This window comes from Parabacteroides sp. KHUB-02 (assembly GCF_056640955.1).
The window spans coordinates 168,758-185,429 of the sequence record NZ_JBWQEV010000001.1 but is presented as its reverse complement, the minus strand read 5'-3'; the positions used below and the strand labels follow the sequence as shown (position 1 = coordinate 185,429).

At 45.7% G+C, this 16,672-nt stretch carries 13 protein-coding genes and 1 tRNA gene; 10 read left to right on the top strand and 4 right to left on the bottom strand.

Features of this window, described 5'->3' with window-relative positions; genetic code table 11:
* Nucleotides 1-117 precede the first annotated feature (117 nt).
* From ACYIA1_RS00895 to thiL, 6 genes are read left to right on the top strand one after another with little or no spacing between them, the layout of a single operon-like run.
* Nucleotides 118-3,054, top strand: coding sequence for a golvesin C-terminal-like domain-containing protein (locus ACYIA1_RS00895; protein ID WP_480334072.1), 2,937 nt, complete (start codon nt 118-120; stop codon nt 3,052-3,054).
* Nucleotides 3,051-4,511: a glycosyltransferase family 2 protein gene (locus tag ACYIA1_RS00890; protein ID WP_480334070.1), complete on the top strand. Its 1,461-nt coding sequence runs from the start codon at nt 3,051-3,053 to the stop codon at nt 4,509-4,511. Before ACYIA1_RS00895 ends, ACYIA1_RS00890 begins: the two co-directional genes overlap by 4 nt.
* Nucleotides 4,508-5,458, top strand: a complete 951-nt coding sequence (locus tag ACYIA1_RS00885; protein ID WP_196010089.1) for a DUF4922 domain-containing protein — start codon at nt 4,508-4,510, stop codon at nt 5,456-5,458. Before ACYIA1_RS00890 ends, ACYIA1_RS00885 begins: the two co-directional genes overlap by 4 nt.
* Nucleotides 5,459-5,488: 30 nt before the next feature.
* Nucleotides 5,489-7,237, top strand: a complete 1,749-nt coding sequence (gene sppA, locus ACYIA1_RS00880; RefSeq protein WP_122143938.1) for a signal peptide peptidase SppA — start codon at nt 5,489-5,491, stop codon at nt 7,235-7,237.
* 10 nt (nt 7,238-7,247) lie between these two features.
* Nucleotides 7,248-8,357, top strand: coding sequence for a tetraacyldisaccharide 4'-kinase (gene lpxK / locus ACYIA1_RS00875; RefSeq protein WP_480334068.1), 1,110 nt, complete (start codon nt 7,248-7,250; stop codon nt 8,355-8,357).
* A gap of 7 nt (nt 8,358-8,364) precedes the next feature.
* On the top strand, nt 8,365-9,393 hold the full coding sequence (gene thiL / locus ACYIA1_RS00870; RefSeq protein WP_005858417.1) for a thiamine-phosphate kinase: 1,029 nt from the start codon (nt 8,365-8,367) through the stop codon (nt 9,391-9,393).
* Between the two features lie 76 nt (nt 9,394-9,469).
* Here the strand turns inward: thiL and ACYIA1_RS00865 are convergent, their stop codons facing one another.
* The gene (locus ACYIA1_RS00865) at nt 9,470-10,588 is read right to left on the bottom strand and encodes a DUF4852 domain-containing protein (protein ID WP_158532326.1); all 1,119 of its coding nucleotides are present in this window, start codon (nt 10,586-10,588) and stop codon (nt 9,470-9,472) included.
* A gap of 215 nt (nt 10,589-10,803) precedes the next feature.
* Here ACYIA1_RS00865 and ACYIA1_RS00860 point away from each other — a divergent pair.
* The 3 genes from ACYIA1_RS00860 (at nt 10,804) to ACYIA1_RS00850 (ending at nt 12,732) form a co-directional block, all read left to right on the top strand.
* Nucleotides 10,804-10,876, top strand: a tRNA-Phe gene (locus tag ACYIA1_RS00860).
* A 243-nt stretch (nt 10,877-11,119) separates the two neighbouring features.
* Nucleotides 11,120-12,355, top strand: a complete 1,236-nt coding sequence (locus tag ACYIA1_RS00855) for a site-specific integrase (protein ID WP_480334065.1) — start codon at nt 11,120-11,122, stop codon at nt 12,353-12,355.
* Between the two features lie 2 nt (nt 12,356-12,357).
* A complete protein-coding gene (locus ACYIA1_RS00850) occupies nt 12,358-12,732 on the top strand; it encodes a virulence RhuM family protein (RefSeq protein ID WP_480334063.1) in 375 nt (124 codons plus the stop codon).
* Between the two features lie 231 nt (nt 12,733-12,963).
* On the opposite strand, the gene ACYIA1_RS00845 is transcribed toward ACYIA1_RS00850, so the two are convergent.
* Complete coding sequence (locus ACYIA1_RS00845; RefSeq protein ID WP_480334061.1) at nt 12,964-13,269, bottom strand: helix-turn-helix domain-containing protein; 306 nt, start codon at nt 13,267-13,269, stop codon at nt 12,964-12,966.
* 47 nt (nt 13,270-13,316) lie between these two features.
* Entirely contained in the window at nt 13,317-13,628 is a 312-nt protein-coding gene (locus tag ACYIA1_RS00840) for a helix-turn-helix domain-containing protein (RefSeq protein ID WP_480334059.1), read from the bottom strand.
* Between the two features lie 796 nt (nt 13,629-14,424).
* Here ACYIA1_RS00840 and mobA point away from each other — a divergent pair.
* Nucleotides 14,425-14,847, top strand: a complete 423-nt coding sequence (gene mobA, locus ACYIA1_RS00835) for a conjugal transfer protein MobA (RefSeq protein ID WP_480334057.1) — start codon at nt 14,425-14,427, stop codon at nt 14,845-14,847.
* Between the two features lie 531 nt (nt 14,848-15,378).
* Here the strand turns inward: mobA and ACYIA1_RS00830 are convergent.
* The gene (locus ACYIA1_RS00830) at nt 15,379-16,581 is read right to left on the bottom strand and encodes an IS110 family RNA-guided transposase (protein WP_480334055.1); all 1,203 of its coding nucleotides are present in this window, start codon (nt 16,579-16,581) and stop codon (nt 15,379-15,381) included.
* Nucleotides 16,582-16,672: the final 91 nt, after the last annotated feature.

Below are 16,672 nucleotides of genomic sequence, written 5' to 3'. Positions count from 1 at the left end.
GCCCCTACCTTCTTCATATTCAATTTTAATTGCGCCAATCTGGGCTTTTTATAAGGTTATTACGGAGATTTTCCGTAAATTTGTAGAAATAAGACAGCCAATAATATTTATAAAAATATGCGAGAAAAACTCTCCTATCCTGTTAGGATCATCATATCCTTACTATCCATTTTTCTCTGGAGCTTTCCGGCAGAAGGGCAGGATAGTGAAAGCTTAAAAAAGCAATTGGATCAAAAGCTAAACTCTTTCGCAAGGCAATATGTGTCTTCACGCACCATTAAGATTGACTCCATCCTCATACAGAAGAAGAAAGTCACGCTTTTCGCCAATGAAGCTTTGGAGGACATCCCTTTTCAGGAATATAACGTTTCTGAGCTTTACGCAAGTATAGCTCCCCTATTCCCCAATGCCTCCAAGATCGTCATCTTGACCCGAGGTACAGACATTGAGAGCCTGATTCCCGAATACGACAGAAAAGGACGTCCCAACAAAAAGAGGCTATACTCCATTAAAGAGAGCAAATACCCGCTAACCCGTAGCCTATCCAGCCCTCATGAGATAAAAAACGGATTACAAAACCGTCATATCGCCCTTTGGCAAAGCCATGGTTTATATTACGCCCAGACCGCCCATCGCTGGGAATGGCAACGGGCTCGCATGTTCGGCACCGTGGAGGACTTATTTACGCAGAGTTTTGTTCTTCCTTATCTGACCCCGATGCTTGAAAACGCAGGAGCGACTATTCTTATCCCCCGGGAAAGGGACACTCAAATACACGAAATCATTATCGACAATGATCGCTCTACTCCGGGATCCGAGTATAAGGAATTGGATGGAGAGAAAGCTTGGTCGGATGGGGAGAAAGCCGGATTTGGGCATATTCAAGCTACTTATACGAATGGGGAGAACCCTTTTACGCAAGGTACCTATCGGCAGACGGTCACACAGAGGAAAGGAAAAGAAAGTCTCATCGAGTGGATTCCCGAAATTCCGGAATCGGGGAATTACGCGGTCTATGCCTCCTATCAATCTTTTCCGAACAGCACAGAGCAGGCACTGTATACCATCCATCATGCCGGAGGGGAAACCACAATCGCCGTCAATCAAACAATGGGGGGTGGGACTTGGATCTATCTGGGAAACTTCAAATTCACGGCACATGAACAAGCCCATGAGAGAATCGTATTAACGAATCAAAGCAATAAATCGGGAAAGATTATCACGGCAGATGCGATCAAGATCGGTGGCGGCATGGGGAACATCGCACGTAGCCCGCTAGAAAGTCCCTATCCGATAGAAGCAGAGACAAGCGGGTATCCACGGTTTACCGAGGCGGCCCGATATTGGCTACAATGGGCGGGAATGCCAGATAGTATCTATTCGAAAAGCGCTTTCCACAATGATTATCAAGACGACATTTACGCACGTCCCCGATGGGTTAATTATTTAAAAGAACAGACCCATATCCCTATCGACATGGCCTTCGCATTCCATTCCGACGCAGGAACCACCCCGGATGACTCAATTATAGGGACACTCGGCATCTATATGTCTAAAAGCAACGACGGAATCTACACCAACCGGAAAAGCCGGGAGATCGCCAGAGACCTAACCGACATGATCCAAACACAGATCCTGTCCGATGTCCGCAAGGTTTACAATCCTCAATGGAGCCGCCGGGGCATGTGGAATCAATCTTATATAGAGGCACGTATTCCCGATGTCCCAACGATGCTATTAGAATTACTATCCCATCAAAACTTCGCCGATATGCGTTACGGGTTAGACCCACGCTTCCGTTTCCTTATCTGTAGGGCGATCTATAAAGGGATGCTCCGTTATATCTGTTTCCAGAATAAACAGGAGCCTATCGTACAACCGCTCCCACCCGATCGTCTGTATACGGAGCTCGTAGAAACGAATAAAGTGAGAATCGGCTGGAAAGCCGTACAGGATACTCTTGAGGAGAGTGCCTCACCAACCGCCTATATCCTTTATAGTCGAAAAGACAGCGGTGGATTCGATAACGGGACGCTCGTAAAAGGAGAAGAAATCATTCTTCCAATTGAGACGGGTATTATCCATAGTTATAAGGTAGCTGCCGTAAATAAGGGAGGCATCAGTTTCCCTTCCGAGATCGTAAGTGTTTACCGGTCTCCTAAAGGTGAAAAGGATAAGACGGTATTAATCGTCAATGGATTCGACAGGATCAGCGGTCCAGCCAGTTTCGAGAGTGCGGCGGATAGTTTAGCCGGCTTTCTTTATGCCGTCGACCGGGGAGTGCCTTATCTGAATGATATCGCATTTATCGGGGATCAATTCGAATTCCGCCGTTCCGCCACATGGAACAGCAATGATAATAACGGGCATGGGGATAGTTACAACAATTACGCAGGCCAAGTCATAGCGGGCAATACCTTCGATTATCCTTTCATACATGGGCAGGCCATGGCCGGGACCGGTTATTCCTTTGTTTCATGTAGCCATAAATCTTTGGCCGAGGGAGTCGTAAAGCCGGATACGTATCCGATTATTGACTTGATTTTAGGAAAACAGCGCCAACCGGTTATCACTCCCGTTTTACAGGATACGCTTCGCAGTTACCTTGCCCAAGGCGGCAACTTGCTTGTAAGCGGGACGAATCTTTTCTCCGACAGCTGGGGCAACGCACAAGACCGTACGTTCGTCGAGGAGGTACTAAAAGGGAAGTTGGCTAGCCGTAATGCCAGCAAGGAGGGAATCGTAAACAGTTGCGCATCCCCTTACGGATATATAAACGGCAGATACACGTTCCGGACACGTCCGAACCCTATTTGCTACTCGATCGAGTCGGTAGACGGTGTACTTCCGGCGGATAAGCTCGCCCATACCATCTTGAGATATCCGAAGAACAATATCGGGGCGGGAATCGTTTATGAAGGGAAATATCGGACTTGTTTGCTCAGTTTCCCGTTTGAGGCGCTTCAAACACCGTCGGAACGAAATCGACTCATGGAGTCCATCTTACGCTTTTTCTCCATTCAACAACAAAATAAAATACAGTATATACAATGAAACGAATCAATTGCTTTATCCCTTATGGAAAAATAGAGGCTACACGACAAACGGTAGCGCAATTGGCCGAGTCGTCCTTAGTGAGTCAGATCTATCTAATCACGGACGATCCCCACGCCAAGGCTATTTATCCCTGCAACTTAATCCGCACGAAGAATATATGGAGCACGAAGACCCTCCGGGAAATAGCCGGCTATGCCAGTGCCCATTATACGTTAATTTATACGAAGACTGAAGAGCTTCAATTAGGCATGTATGCCCTAGAGCGTTTTGTCGCCATCGCCGACGATACGAGATCCGGTATGGTTTACTCCGATTATTACGAGCAGAAGGAGGGCAAACTCAACCCCCATCCGGTGATCGATTACCAGAAAGGAAGTCTTAGGGATGATTTCAATTTTGGCTCCCTCCTACTCTATCGTTCTTCCACGCTACAAAACGCCATAGCCTCCATGGATACGGAATATACATTCGCCGGACTCTACGACTTGCGCTTAAAAGTCTCCCAAAACGCTCCGCTGACGCATATCAACGAATATCTATATACAGAAGTAGAGAATGATTTACGGAAATCCGGAGAGAAGATGTTCGACTATGTAGATCCCAAGAACCGCTTTGTACAGATCGAGATGGAAGCCGCCTGTACAGATCACCTAAAGATGATAGGCGGCTACTTGCCCCCTCATTTCAAGCCAGTCCGTTTTGACGAGCAGACATTTCAAACGGAAGCCTCCGTTATTATCCCTGTACGTAACCGTGTACGGACGATCGAGGACGCTATCCGTTCCGTACTGCGACAAGAGGCGTCCTTCCCTTTCAACCTAATCATTATCGATAATCATTCCACGGATGGCACCTCCGAGCGAATCCAAACGATCGCCGCCACGGACCCTCGTATTATCCATATCCAGCCGGAGCGTGACGACCTCGGCATCGGGGGTTGCTGGAATATAGGAATACACCATTCGGCTTGCGGCAAGTTCGCCATCCAATTGGATAGCGATGATGTATACAGCGACGAGCATACCCTGCGTAAGATCGTGGAAGCCTTCTACGAGCAGCGATGCGCCATGGTGGTCGGAACCTACCGAATGACCGATTTCGATATGCGAACCATCCCGCCCGGAATTATCGACCATAAAGAATGGACTCCCGAGAACGGCCGCAATAACGCCCTCCGCATCAACGGGCTTGGAGCGCCCCGAGCCTTTTATACACCCTTGCTACGGAAACTAAACCTCCCGAACACCAGTTACGGAGAAGATTACGCCCTCGGCCTGCGCATCAGCCGCGAGTACCCGATCGGGCGGATCTACGACGTGCTGTACCTTTGCCGCCGTTGGGAAGATAACTCCGATGCCTCATTGGATGTCGTGAAAATGAACAACCATAATATATATAAGGATAAAATCAGGACTTGGGAACTCGAGGCCCGCTTAAACATGGAAAGACAATGAAACCAAACAACTGGGTCAGCTCATCGCAAGCGACCGAATTACTGTCCAAGCAACTCGTGACATGGCCATTGGCCGAGAAGAACTATAAGGCACTGGAGGCCGTGCAAGTAAAATCCTTCGATATGGAAGGGTTCTCGATACGTGCGCAATTCAATCCCGCCCGTATTGTTTCCACCGGGGCCAAGGTAGATGCCCGATCCCTAAAAGAACGCAAGTGCTTCCTATGCCCCGAGAATCTGCCGGTGGAACAGGAGCGACTGCCTTTCGGCTTTCGCCATCTGGTATTGTGCAACCCCTACCCGATCTTCCCACAGCATTTCACGATCCCTACCCGGAAACATTCTCCGCAACTGATATTGCCGCAATGGAATGACTTCTTGGAACTGACAAGGAGACTCGCTCCCTTCACCGTCTTCTACAATGGACCCCGTAGCGGAGCCTCGGCACCGGATCATGCCCACTTCCAAGCGGTGACACGGGGCATCATGCCGCTGGATGAAGAGGTAACCCAATTTATACGACAATCGTATGCGAGTGTATACGACAACCGTATATACCCACTCACCGGCAACCTCCGCCCCGGCCTCGTCATCCAAGCCGCCACCGAAGAAGCCGCCACCCGGCTCTTCAAAAAGATCTACGCCGCTTTGCCGATACTTCCCGGTGAGCCCGAGCCGATGATGAATATCTTCGGCTCCTATTACGATAATAATTGGGTAATCACGGTTATCCCTCGTAAACGCCACCGCCCGTGGCAATACGAGGCCGAGGGCGACGACCATCTCCTGTCCAGCCCGGGAGCTGCCGATATCGGAGGTCTTTTCATCACCCCTTTAGAAAAGGATTTCAAAAAGATCAACCCGGAGCTTCTGCGAGATGTTTACCAACAAGTATGCCTCAGCGACCGGGACGTAGAGGAAATTTTCGTACATTTGTCATCTAATTAGTTTTCAATAGATATGAAACAATTCTTTAAAATGATGTTTGCCTCAACGCTAGGCGTTATGTTGGCAATGGGAATAATCCTGACGGTATTGATATCCATGACTATAGGATATATCGCCACCGTAGGTAGCACACCTGATTACACCCCCAAGAGCAATACGGTATTCAAGATCAAGCTAGACGGGACGCTAGCGGATAACCCGACGGAGAATCCATTCTCCGCCTTGATGGGCGACAAGGAAAACATGCTGTCACTGAAGGACCTGCTCGAGACGATCCGGATAGCGAAACAGAATGACAAGATCGCAGGGATTTATATCGAATCGGGGCTTCTCTCCTCGGGTAGCGCCAGCTTGGAGGCAATCCGCCGATCGCTGATAGACTTCAAGGAAAGCGGCAAGTTCGTGGTAGCTTACGCCGATAATTTCACGCAAGGGAATTACTTCCTTTGTTCCGTAGCCGATAAGGTATTCTTGAATCCGCAAGGCATCCTTGAGTTGACGGGACTCGCCTCGCAAACCCTATTCTACAAAGGACTGATGGATAAGGTCGGTATTGAGATGCAGATTTTTAAGGTAGGTACCTACAAAGGTGCCGTGGAGCCCTTTATGCTGGATAAGCTGAGCGAGGCGAACCGGGAGCAAATCCAATCGTATATCTCCACCATCTGGGATAATATAACCGAAGGCATCGCCGAATCACGCGGCATCAGCGTGAACGATATCAACCATTACGCCAATGAGGGGCTTTTCTTCGCGGACCCGGTGAAAACGGTAGAATGTGGCTTTATAGACGAATTGAAGTATAAGCCGGAGGTAGAAGCATATGTCAAAGAGTTAGCCGGACAAAATGGAGAGAAACTGAGATCGGCCAACTTAGCTCAAATGAAAACCCTCAAGGCATCACCCACCAAAAACGCCCCGGAGATAGCTGTACTTTACGCCGAAGGCGAGATTAAGGCGCAAACACCCGGCAACTTTTACGATATCGAACAAAGTATCACGGAGAAAATGGCCGATGAGCTTATCAAGCTAAAAAACAATGACGACGTGAAAGCCGTGGTATTCCGTGTGAATTCCCCGGGAGGTAGCGCTTATATATCCGAGCAGATATGGCGTCAAGTTGTCGAGTTGAAAAAGGTGAAACCTGTGGTCGTTTCCATGGGCAACGTAGCTGCCTCGGGAGGCTACTATATCTCATGCGCCGCTAATAAGATCATCGCCGAACCGAATACGTTGACCGGTTCCATCGGTATCTTCGGCATGTTCCCGAACGCCTCCGGATTATTCGGGAAACTAGCGTTGACCACGGACATCGTAAAGACGAACACATTCTCGGACTTAGGAGACCTCTCCCGTCCCATGACCGAGAGTGAGAAAGCACTGATACAAGGATACGTGGAAAGAGGCTACCAAACGTTCCTTTCCCGCTGCGCCGAAGGTAGAGGTATGACTACCGAAGCGGTCAACGCTATCGGACAAGGACGGGTCTGGACGGGTGAGCAAGCGAAAGAAAGAGGTTTGGTCGATGAGCTGGGCGGTATTGAATTAGCTATAAGCACAGCGGCGGGGTTGGCTGATCTGGATCAGTATAGCGTAACTACCGTCAGCGGTTCCAAAAATTTCTTGGACGAGTTCTTGGAAAGCCAGCTCGGAGAGGTGAAACTCTCTATCGTCAAAAATGTATTGGGTAATGAGTTCGAGTACTTCAAGACGTTGAATAATATCAAGACGAATTGCGGAATCCAAGCTCGTATGCCTTACGATATGAAACCGTTATAATAACTGGACCATGCTGACAGATCATACGATTAAGTTCAATAAACTCCTCACTCCATTCTCTTTCCTTTATGGAATCGGGGTGAGATTCAGGAATCAGCTGTTCGACTGGAAAATCCTTCGGACAGAGCGGTATGATCTGCCTATTATTTGCGTGGGGAACCTGACTGTCGGGGGGACCGGAAAAACCCCTCATACGGAATACATCATCCGTTTGATAAAAGACCGATACCGGGTAGCTGTACTCAGCCGTGGCTATAAACGGAAAACCTACGGTTTCTTGTTGGCCGATCAGCGAAGTACCAGCAAGGATATCGGTGACGAGCCGTACCAAATGAAACGTAAGTTTCCGGATATTCTCGTTGCCGTAGACGCTGATCGCCGCAGGGGTATCCGCAATCTATTGGCTCTGCCAGAGAATAAGCGCCCGGAAGTGATCGTGCTGGACGATGCCTTTCAACATCGATACGTCGCCCCCACACTGAACATCCTTTTAACCGATTGCCACCGTCTTTATACGCAAGATAAGCTCTTGCCCGCAGGCCGTTTAAGGGAACCTGTGGATGGCGCTCGACGTGCGGACGTGATCATTGTCACGAAATGTGAGTCATGTATACAACCTATAGACTTCCGGATCATAGAGGAGGATATACATCTCTCAGCTTATCAAGAGCTCTATTTCAGCCGTATTCTTTACGGGGAGCTGGAACCCGTCTTTTCCGGTAAAGCCCCCAGACGCACATTAAAAGGGCTGGCCTCTACTACAGAGGTTTTATTGGTATCCGGTATCGCATCCCCGGCACCTCTCGAAAAAGAGATCCATAAATATACGGAGCATGTCACCTCATTGATCTTTCCGGATCATCACGCCTTCGATCGGCATGACATCCAGAAAATACAAACGGCCTTCAAGCGGTTGACTTCTACAAGTAAATTGATAATCATCACGGAGAAAGATGCCGCCCGACTCCGTGACCTTCCTTCGCTTCCCATGGAATGGTTTTCTCATTTATATTGTTTGCCTATTACGGTGGGTTTCTGCATGGACCGGGAAAAACAATTTCAAGAATTAATAGTTAAACATATTGATACAAGAATAAAGAATCATCCTATATTACGTTAACAATCTTATGAGCAATAGAACAGAAATATCGACTTTGGGAGAGTTCGGGTTAATCCGTCATCTCACCGATAAAATAGAACTTAAAAATCCGAGTACGTTGAAAGGTGTTGGTGACGACGCAGCCGTACTAGATTACACAGACAAGCAAGTATTGGTTACGACAGACCTTTTGCTGGAAGGTATTCATTTCGATTTGATGTATGTGCCGTTGAAACATCTCGGCTATAAATCCGCAGTCGTAAACTTCTCCGATATTTACGCCATGAACGGCCGCCCGAAACAGATTACGGTATCATTGGGTATTTCCAAACGTTTCTGTGTAGAAGATCTCGAAGAATTCTACGAGGGCATTAAACTCGCTTGTGATATCTATGACGTAGATCTCGTTGGTGGCGACACTTCCGCCTCACGCACAGGGTTAGCGATCAGCATCACTTGCCTAGGCGAGGGAGAGAAAGGTAAAGTTGTCTATCGAAACGGAGCCAAGGAGACCGATCTTATTTGCGTGTCCGGCGATTTAGGGGCCGCCTACATGGGTCTCCAATTACTGGAACGGGAGAAAAGCATATTTAATGGGGAGAAAGATTTCACGCCCGATTTCTCTGGTAAAGAATATTTGTTGGAACGCCAATTAAAACCGGAAGCCCGCAAAGACATTGTCGAGGTTCTTGACCAAGCTGGAATCGTTCCGACCTCCATGATGGATATCTCCGACGGCCTCTCTTCGGAGTTGCTTCATATATCTAAAGAAAGTAATGTAGGTTGCCGAGTTTACGAAGATCGTATTCCTATCGATTACCAAACCGCAGCCATGGCAGAGCAGTTTAACATGAATCTGATAACCGCGGCATTGAATGGAGGTGAGGATTATGAACTCTTATTCACTGTTCCTTTAGCAGATCATGATAAGGTGTCGGAAATGAAAGGTATTAAGGTGATCGGTCATATAACAAAGCCGGAGTTAGGCAATTATCTTGTCGGTCGTGACGGAGGTGAAGTCGAGCTTAAGGCGCAAGGTTGGAACTCACTAAACTAAAAAGAAATATCCGCTCTGAATTCACGAATGCAAAGCGGTCCGTCTCATTTTTATTGGGGGACGGACCGTTTTCCTATTATTTCACTTCAATGGATCCTAAATAATTATAGAAGAGTTCAAAATCACTTATCTTCAAGAAAGGTAAGTGATAAACATCCATCTTTATAATTTGCGCCTCTATAGCCATTTTCCCATACAAATCAGCCAAAGACATACTCTTTATATCACCGTTATGATAGACCTTATTCTTTTTCTCGGGAAGCTGTACCTTCTTATCCAAGAAACGGATATAAGTATAAGAAGTAGCCAGCGGCTTATTATAAGTAGGCACTTTTCCGACTTTCCTCATATCATAAAACCCTTTCGCACGAGCCGTCTCACAAGGGACATTCATGAACTCTGGTATATTCACAAATCGAAAGGCACAATCATCCCATTTACAAAAGCCAATCTTAGCCAACGCATCCGGCTGGTCTGTCTTAATTTGTGGGCACCACAACCCTTTTAATGGAAAGATCTGCTTATCCATATCATATTGTAACATCTCCGACTGACTCTCAATACGAAACACCTTACTAAAATCAACGTCCCCTAACGCCTTTTCCAATTTAGCGGCATATTCTTTCTTAAGATCCGCCATAGTAAATGGATCCGCTTGATTTTTCTCTACCAGATTCTTGTCACAATGAGCCATATACCTTACTATCACATCGTCATCAACTGTCACATTATTTAATTTAAGCGCATAAACAAATAAGAGATCAGACGTTAAATCGACCACACCCTCAATTTCGCTTTTAAAATATTCCGAAACAATATTCCCTTGACTAAGCGCATCATTAATATTTATACAAAGACGCCGTCCATCCAGCTCTACCACGACAAGAGGATGCGTTTCTACCTCAGAATAAACGCCCATACTCTCAAAGAGTTTCTTATCGTAATCCGGAATATCAACGATCACCGCCTCTTGACTAGCCAGATTCTCTTTCGGCATCGTAGAAATCTTCCCATCCTTTGTAAACGTCCTAACAAACAAATATCCGGAAACCTTAGGGACACCAAACATAATCTTATCCCCTTTTTTATACACTTTCCCATCACAGGCAGACACCGCATCACGAGTTCCTATCCCAGCAGCAGCAAATGCCAAACATACCCAACTTAAAACAATACTCCAAATTACTTTCTTCATATCTATAGCTTATTAATCATTCTCTACCCGCTTCCAAAAATAAGTAAAAATCCATATTTATCTACACGCTCCCCCTATTTACCCTGCTTATAGCAGCTAATTTCACCTCTACCCTCAAATATTTTCAAAAAATCCACCGCCACCTATTGCATATATCAAAAAAGTCCGTATCTTTGCACCCGTAATCGAAACAACGATATACAAAACGACATGATGGTGCCATAGCTCAGTTGGTAGAGCAAAGGACTGAAAATCCTTGTGTCCCCGGTTCGATTCCTGGTGGCACCACTTAGAAGAAAAGCAAAAGACAGTAAAATCCTGATTTCCAAACGAAATCGGGATTTTTTGTTTTCCGAGAGGACGCAAAAAATGGCAGAATATTACAGTTGCTGGTGTTCCAAAAGGTGGAGCAAAAGAGGTGGAGCGCAAATCTCCACCGAATAAGATTACTTCTCTCTGATTTGCAACATTTTGCGTATCAAGAAAGCGTGCATGGTTTCCTACTTTTGTACAACGAAAAACTGTAGGAACATGAAAAGAGACTCATTCAATGTGCTTTTCTTTATCAAGAAAGCCAAGTTGCTGAAAAACGGGGAAGCCTCCGTATGTATGCGTATCACCGTGAACGGTGTGCGAGTAGAAAACAATATCCGCAAGAGCATCGAACCAGCCTTGTGGAATCAGGCGAAGGAGTGCGCTAAAGGCAAGAGCCGCAAATCCTGCGACTTGAATGCTTATATCGAGGATGCAAGAATCAAACTCCACCAGACTTTCAATGAACTGGAAGAACAAGGGCAGTTCATCACCGCCCGCCTGTTGCAGAAAAAGTTCTTCGGACAAGACCAAGCACCGGAAGTTGTCCGTACACTTATTCAAACTATCCAAGAACATAACGACCAATGCCGTGAACTTGTCGGAAAGGACTATGCCCTGATTACCGTCCGCCGTTATGAGAGTTGCAAGCGTTACCTTGCTGAAATTATCAAACTGAAATACGACAAGGAGGATTTGCCTTTGTCGGAAGTCAATGGAGAACTGGTACGTGCTTTTGAATTCTATCTCAAAACGGAAAAGGAGTGCCAGCAGAATACGGTTATCCGCTACATGAAGTGCTTGAAGAAGATAACCAATCTTGCGCTTGCCAACGAATGGATTACCAAAGACCCGTTCATCGGCATCAAGTTTCATGAGAAGGAGGTTATCCGTGAGTTCTTGACAATGGATGAACTACTCACTATCTATCACAAGGAATTTCCGTTAGAGCGTATCACCATTGTCCGTGATGTCTTTATCTTTGCAGCGTTCACTGGGTTAGCCTTCATAGACGTGCAACAACTGGCACCGGAACATCTCGTAGAAGACTCCAATGGCAACCTATGGATTCGCAAGCCTCGCCAAAAGACGAAGAACATGTGTAACATTCCTTTGCTTGATATTCCATTGGAGATTCTCCGCAGATATGCGGAACATCCGGCTTGCCAAAAGAAAAACAGGTTGCTGCCAGTTCCCTGCAATCAGAAAATGAACAGCTATCTGAAAGAAATCGCAGACTTATGTCTGATAAACAAGACCTTGACCACACACGTAGCCCGGCACTCGTATGCGACCTCTGTATGTCTCGCCAACGGTGTGAGTATTGAGAATGTAGCGAAAATGCTCGGCCATTCCAATATAAAAATGACGCAACACTATGCACGTGTGTTGGATTCCTCTATTCTGCGCGATATGAATAATGTAAAGAACGTGATGTCTAAAGTAATGCGATAGATATGGATAGAGGAATAATATCAATCAGTAAAACGGGTGCAGTCACAATGCCGACCACACCTGTGTGGATGACACAATTTGAGATAGTGGACTTGTTCGGGATATTCTCGTGCGATGTACGCAAAACGATTCGTACCATCTACAAGAACAGGGAACTGGATGAAATTGAAACGCAGAAGTATGTCAAGCAGCCAGACGGTATCAGTTACGATGTTTATAACATTGAAGTGATTATAGCCGTTGCATTCAGGATATGCAGTAAAGAAAGTATCCTATTCAGACGGTTTGTAATAAATGAAATCTGTGCCACCAAGAAAGGGAATCCGATAACATTGTTCTTCTCTTGTGGCAAGGGAAGCAACCTATGGTATAGTTGAGGTTCATCCCGCCAGCCACTCGTTCCCGATGCACGGATGCAAAGGTAGCGTTTGGTTTTGAGGGCATTGGCAACGGAAACAAGCGACTGGCGGGGAATCAGAAGATAGAAAGGAACGGCTTACAGGTGAAGCGGAGTATTTATGCTTCATCCGTAAGTCGTTCCTTTTTTGCCAGAAGTTCATTGTTCCGCAATCACAGGGCAGACGGCAAACTGCGCTCCTTCAAGAAAATCATGTGCCTGTCAGCCGATAGGCGGAGCGGTAGCCGCCAGCAAGCATCCTTTCGATGTCGGATTCACGGTAAAGTATTTTACCGCCTAACTGGATATAGGCTATGCGTCCTTCATTCCGGTAGTCCTGAAGTGTCCGGCGGCTCACTTTCAGCCGTGCTGACACTTCCTTGTCGGTGAAGAAACGCTCTCCGTTCAGTGTCGGGCGGTAATTGGCGGTCAGATGCTCGAAGTTGTCCAAAAGACGGTCGAGACTTCCCATAAAGTGGTTTATCCACTCGTTGTCCTTGTTAATCAGTTCATTCATGTTACTTTGGATTTAGTGTAATTACTTTGTTTACTATAAGCAGGTGATTAAATCGTCCTGCCCTTGAACTTTGCTTCTTTGCGCCTGTCCTCCACAACGGAAACAATGCGCTGTACGTCATCGGGACGGTAATACGTCTTGTGGTTTATCTGCGAGTAAGCCAGCGTCCCGTTGTCCCGAAGCGTCTGCAATGTGCGTGGGCTGATGTTGAGTATCCGGCAAACGTCCTGATTGTCCATCCACTCGCCCATTGTCTTCTCTCCGTGCCGCCGGCAGATGGCATCCATGCGACTGACGAAACGGTCGAACTTGGCGACCATCGCCTCAAAGGTCTTTCTTTCAATAGATATGATTTCCATATACATAACTTTTTATTGTTACTGTTTTCTTTTGCCACAAAGGAATATATAATCTACTGCCTTGCAATGGATTTCCAAAAAGTGGCAGCGTGTTGCGCCGATACGGCAGCCATTGTCCGGGGAGATTATACAGAAACGGTTCTTTTCGTATGAATGCCGTCCAAACGGAAAGGCTGGCTATTTCATAATCCGCTTATTTAATAGTGCTCTATATGGTTGTGTGTTGAAACAAAGTTTTGGTTGTTTGGAGAGTGACAACATTACGTCATGAAATCATTAAATCAATGTATCACCAAATTGTCGGACAACCATTGTTTTATTTTCTTCAATACTCGTTTTGGCAGGTATTCGATAAATCCTTTTGATAAGTGTTTGAATTTCTCGTTTTTCATGTATTCCGGTTTTTCATTTTTTGAATTATTGTCCACTTGAATAAGGAAATGATTGAACCTGCATTTCGACAAGTGGCAGCATATTGCGCTGATAGGCAGCCATTGTCCGATTCAAACCTCTGTCCGATACTGTATTAAGAGCGTAACTTTGCATCCAAACGGTAAGGGTCTCGCTGATGGAGCAATCCGGAGTTTGAAAAGTTTTCTTCCAATCCGACAAGCGGAGGATTCTTGTGTCCTCAAAGACACAGCAAGATATATTTTCAGTTACCCGAATAATTCTAAGTAACTGAAAACACCTTCACCGCCGTGGGCAGAATTATCCTCCGCAGTCGGATAATTTCGGGGTTCCTTAATCAAAGATTAAACAATGGACAAGCCATAAAATTAAAAGAGTAAGAAGAATGAAAAAGAAGAGCAAGTACGGGAGAAATCCCAAATTGAACCCGAAGACGCACTGCGTGATGGTGCGCTTCGACGATGTGGAATGGAACAGGTTCCTGACGATGTACGAGGAATCGAACGTGTATGCGAAAGCCGTCTTTCTCAAGGCGCATTTCTTCGGACAGAAATTCAAAGTGTTGAAGGTGGACAAGGTGATGTTGGAATACTACACCAAGCTGTCGGACTTCCACGCCCAGTTCCGTGCCATCGGTACGAACTACAACCAGGTCGTTAAAGAGTTGCGCATCCACTTTTCGGAGAAGAAGGCGATGGCGTTGCTCTACAAGTTGGAGAAACATACCATCAATCTTGTGAAACTGAGCCGGGAGATCGTGGAGCTTTCAAGGGAGATGTATGCCAAGTGGGAACAATGGAAAGAATAATTCTGTTACATACCCAAGATACACATTACAGATACGTAATTTGGTAAATGAACGCATTTTTACTGACAATTTCATTGTCAATCATGTTGTAATCGTGCATTCGGAACTTTAGGACAAAGACAAGTATTACTTGACAGACTTGAAAACTAAATTCTTATAATTGAAACGACTGTATCATTTATAATGGTGCAGTCGTTTTATATTCAAGAGGATAAATGGTTGCAACTGTTCACTTAGCTATCAATATGAAATTAGTATCTTTCCTCTAAAAAGAAAAATCCCCCGCTCTTCTATTCGTATGTAACTTACTTGTATCTAATTAATTATACTTATAGTCCGTACATTTTCCCACAAAACGCCTAAGGCGACAAGTATTTTGTCGTCTGAACTAGTAAAGTTTGTTACTTTCCTCTTCAGCCTGAAAGGACTACGCCGGTGTCCAATCCCTCTATGGATACAATAATTTTGTAAACGCGCTCATGTGGCAGCACAAAGATAATTATGTTGTCGATAGAGGTATATCGGAAAGGTCTATCCGACCAATAACGATTCTAATGCTTGAATATCATTTTGCCATTCCGCCTGCTTTTCAAGCCGCTTGAGGTAAACATCTATAAAATCCTCGTCTTTTGTCAGCATGTGCCATACTGCAACCAATAGCTTTCGGGCGATGGCCACTTGTATCTTCATCTTGTTCTTATGGCGTTGGGTGCATTGCACGTAGCTGAAATTTGAGAAAAAGCAGTTTCGGGTTCTTGATGCGACCCAGGATATTTCAATCAATATCTGACGCAGGAATCGGTTCCCATGCGTCGTCCTGTTGCTTTTGACTTTATTGTTGCTTATATCATTACGTGGTTTCAATCCACACCATCCCACAAGGTTTGTTGCTTTTTCAAACGATTTCATATCAGCCCCGGTCTCCGCAATTATAGCCGAAGCGGCGCGTTCTTTAACACCGGGGATACTCTGTAGACGTTTGAATTGTTTCGGGAAGTGTTCCTGGCACATGGCAATGAGAGCATTCCTGCATTCTTCGATTTGTCGCTCGATTACCTCTATAAGCTCTGCGTATTGCTTTAACAAACAGATGTCTGCCTGATGAAAGTCACCCGTTACGGCATCCTTTATGATGTTGCGTCCGTATTTCCGTAGAGTTTTTCCATGAATGAGTTTCACCAGCTCCTCAGGGTCGGTTATCCCGGTTATTATTGCACGGACGCATTTCTGATAGCTTTTTCCATTGACTCGGGATACATAGTTACTTAACCGAAAACCACATCGCTGTAAAGCAGCGTCCTGTTTATTGCTGTTATACGTCAGGTCTTCATTCAGGTCGAAGATGCGACGGTTATACTTGCGCATGTCCTGCACTCTCTTATCCGGCACAAAACTTCCACGAATCAGATTCTTCAACAAGCATTCCGCTATCCAGTGGGCATCCTTCACATCACTCTTGCGACCGGGAAGCTGCTTTATAAAATAAGGATTTACCAATTTGAGAGACATGCTCTCGCACAAGGCATTCCACACAGGGACCCAATAGGTCGAAGTGCTTTCCATTGCTGCCTCTGTCACCCCATGAGAAACCATCTCGGAACACATAAGTTCTAAATCAGGAGTCAATGTACCATAAACTTTTGCAAAAATAACGACCTCGGTATTATCAATCACACAGAGATAAATTGTATCTTTGTGGACATCAAGGCCGGCCACAATTCTGTCTTTGTCCATATTTGAAATTTTTTATTACACTCCTTAAATATAGGACATTCGTAACAATTAAACGAAGTATGAAGCAGAATTTGCGCGCTGGCCTCGGTTT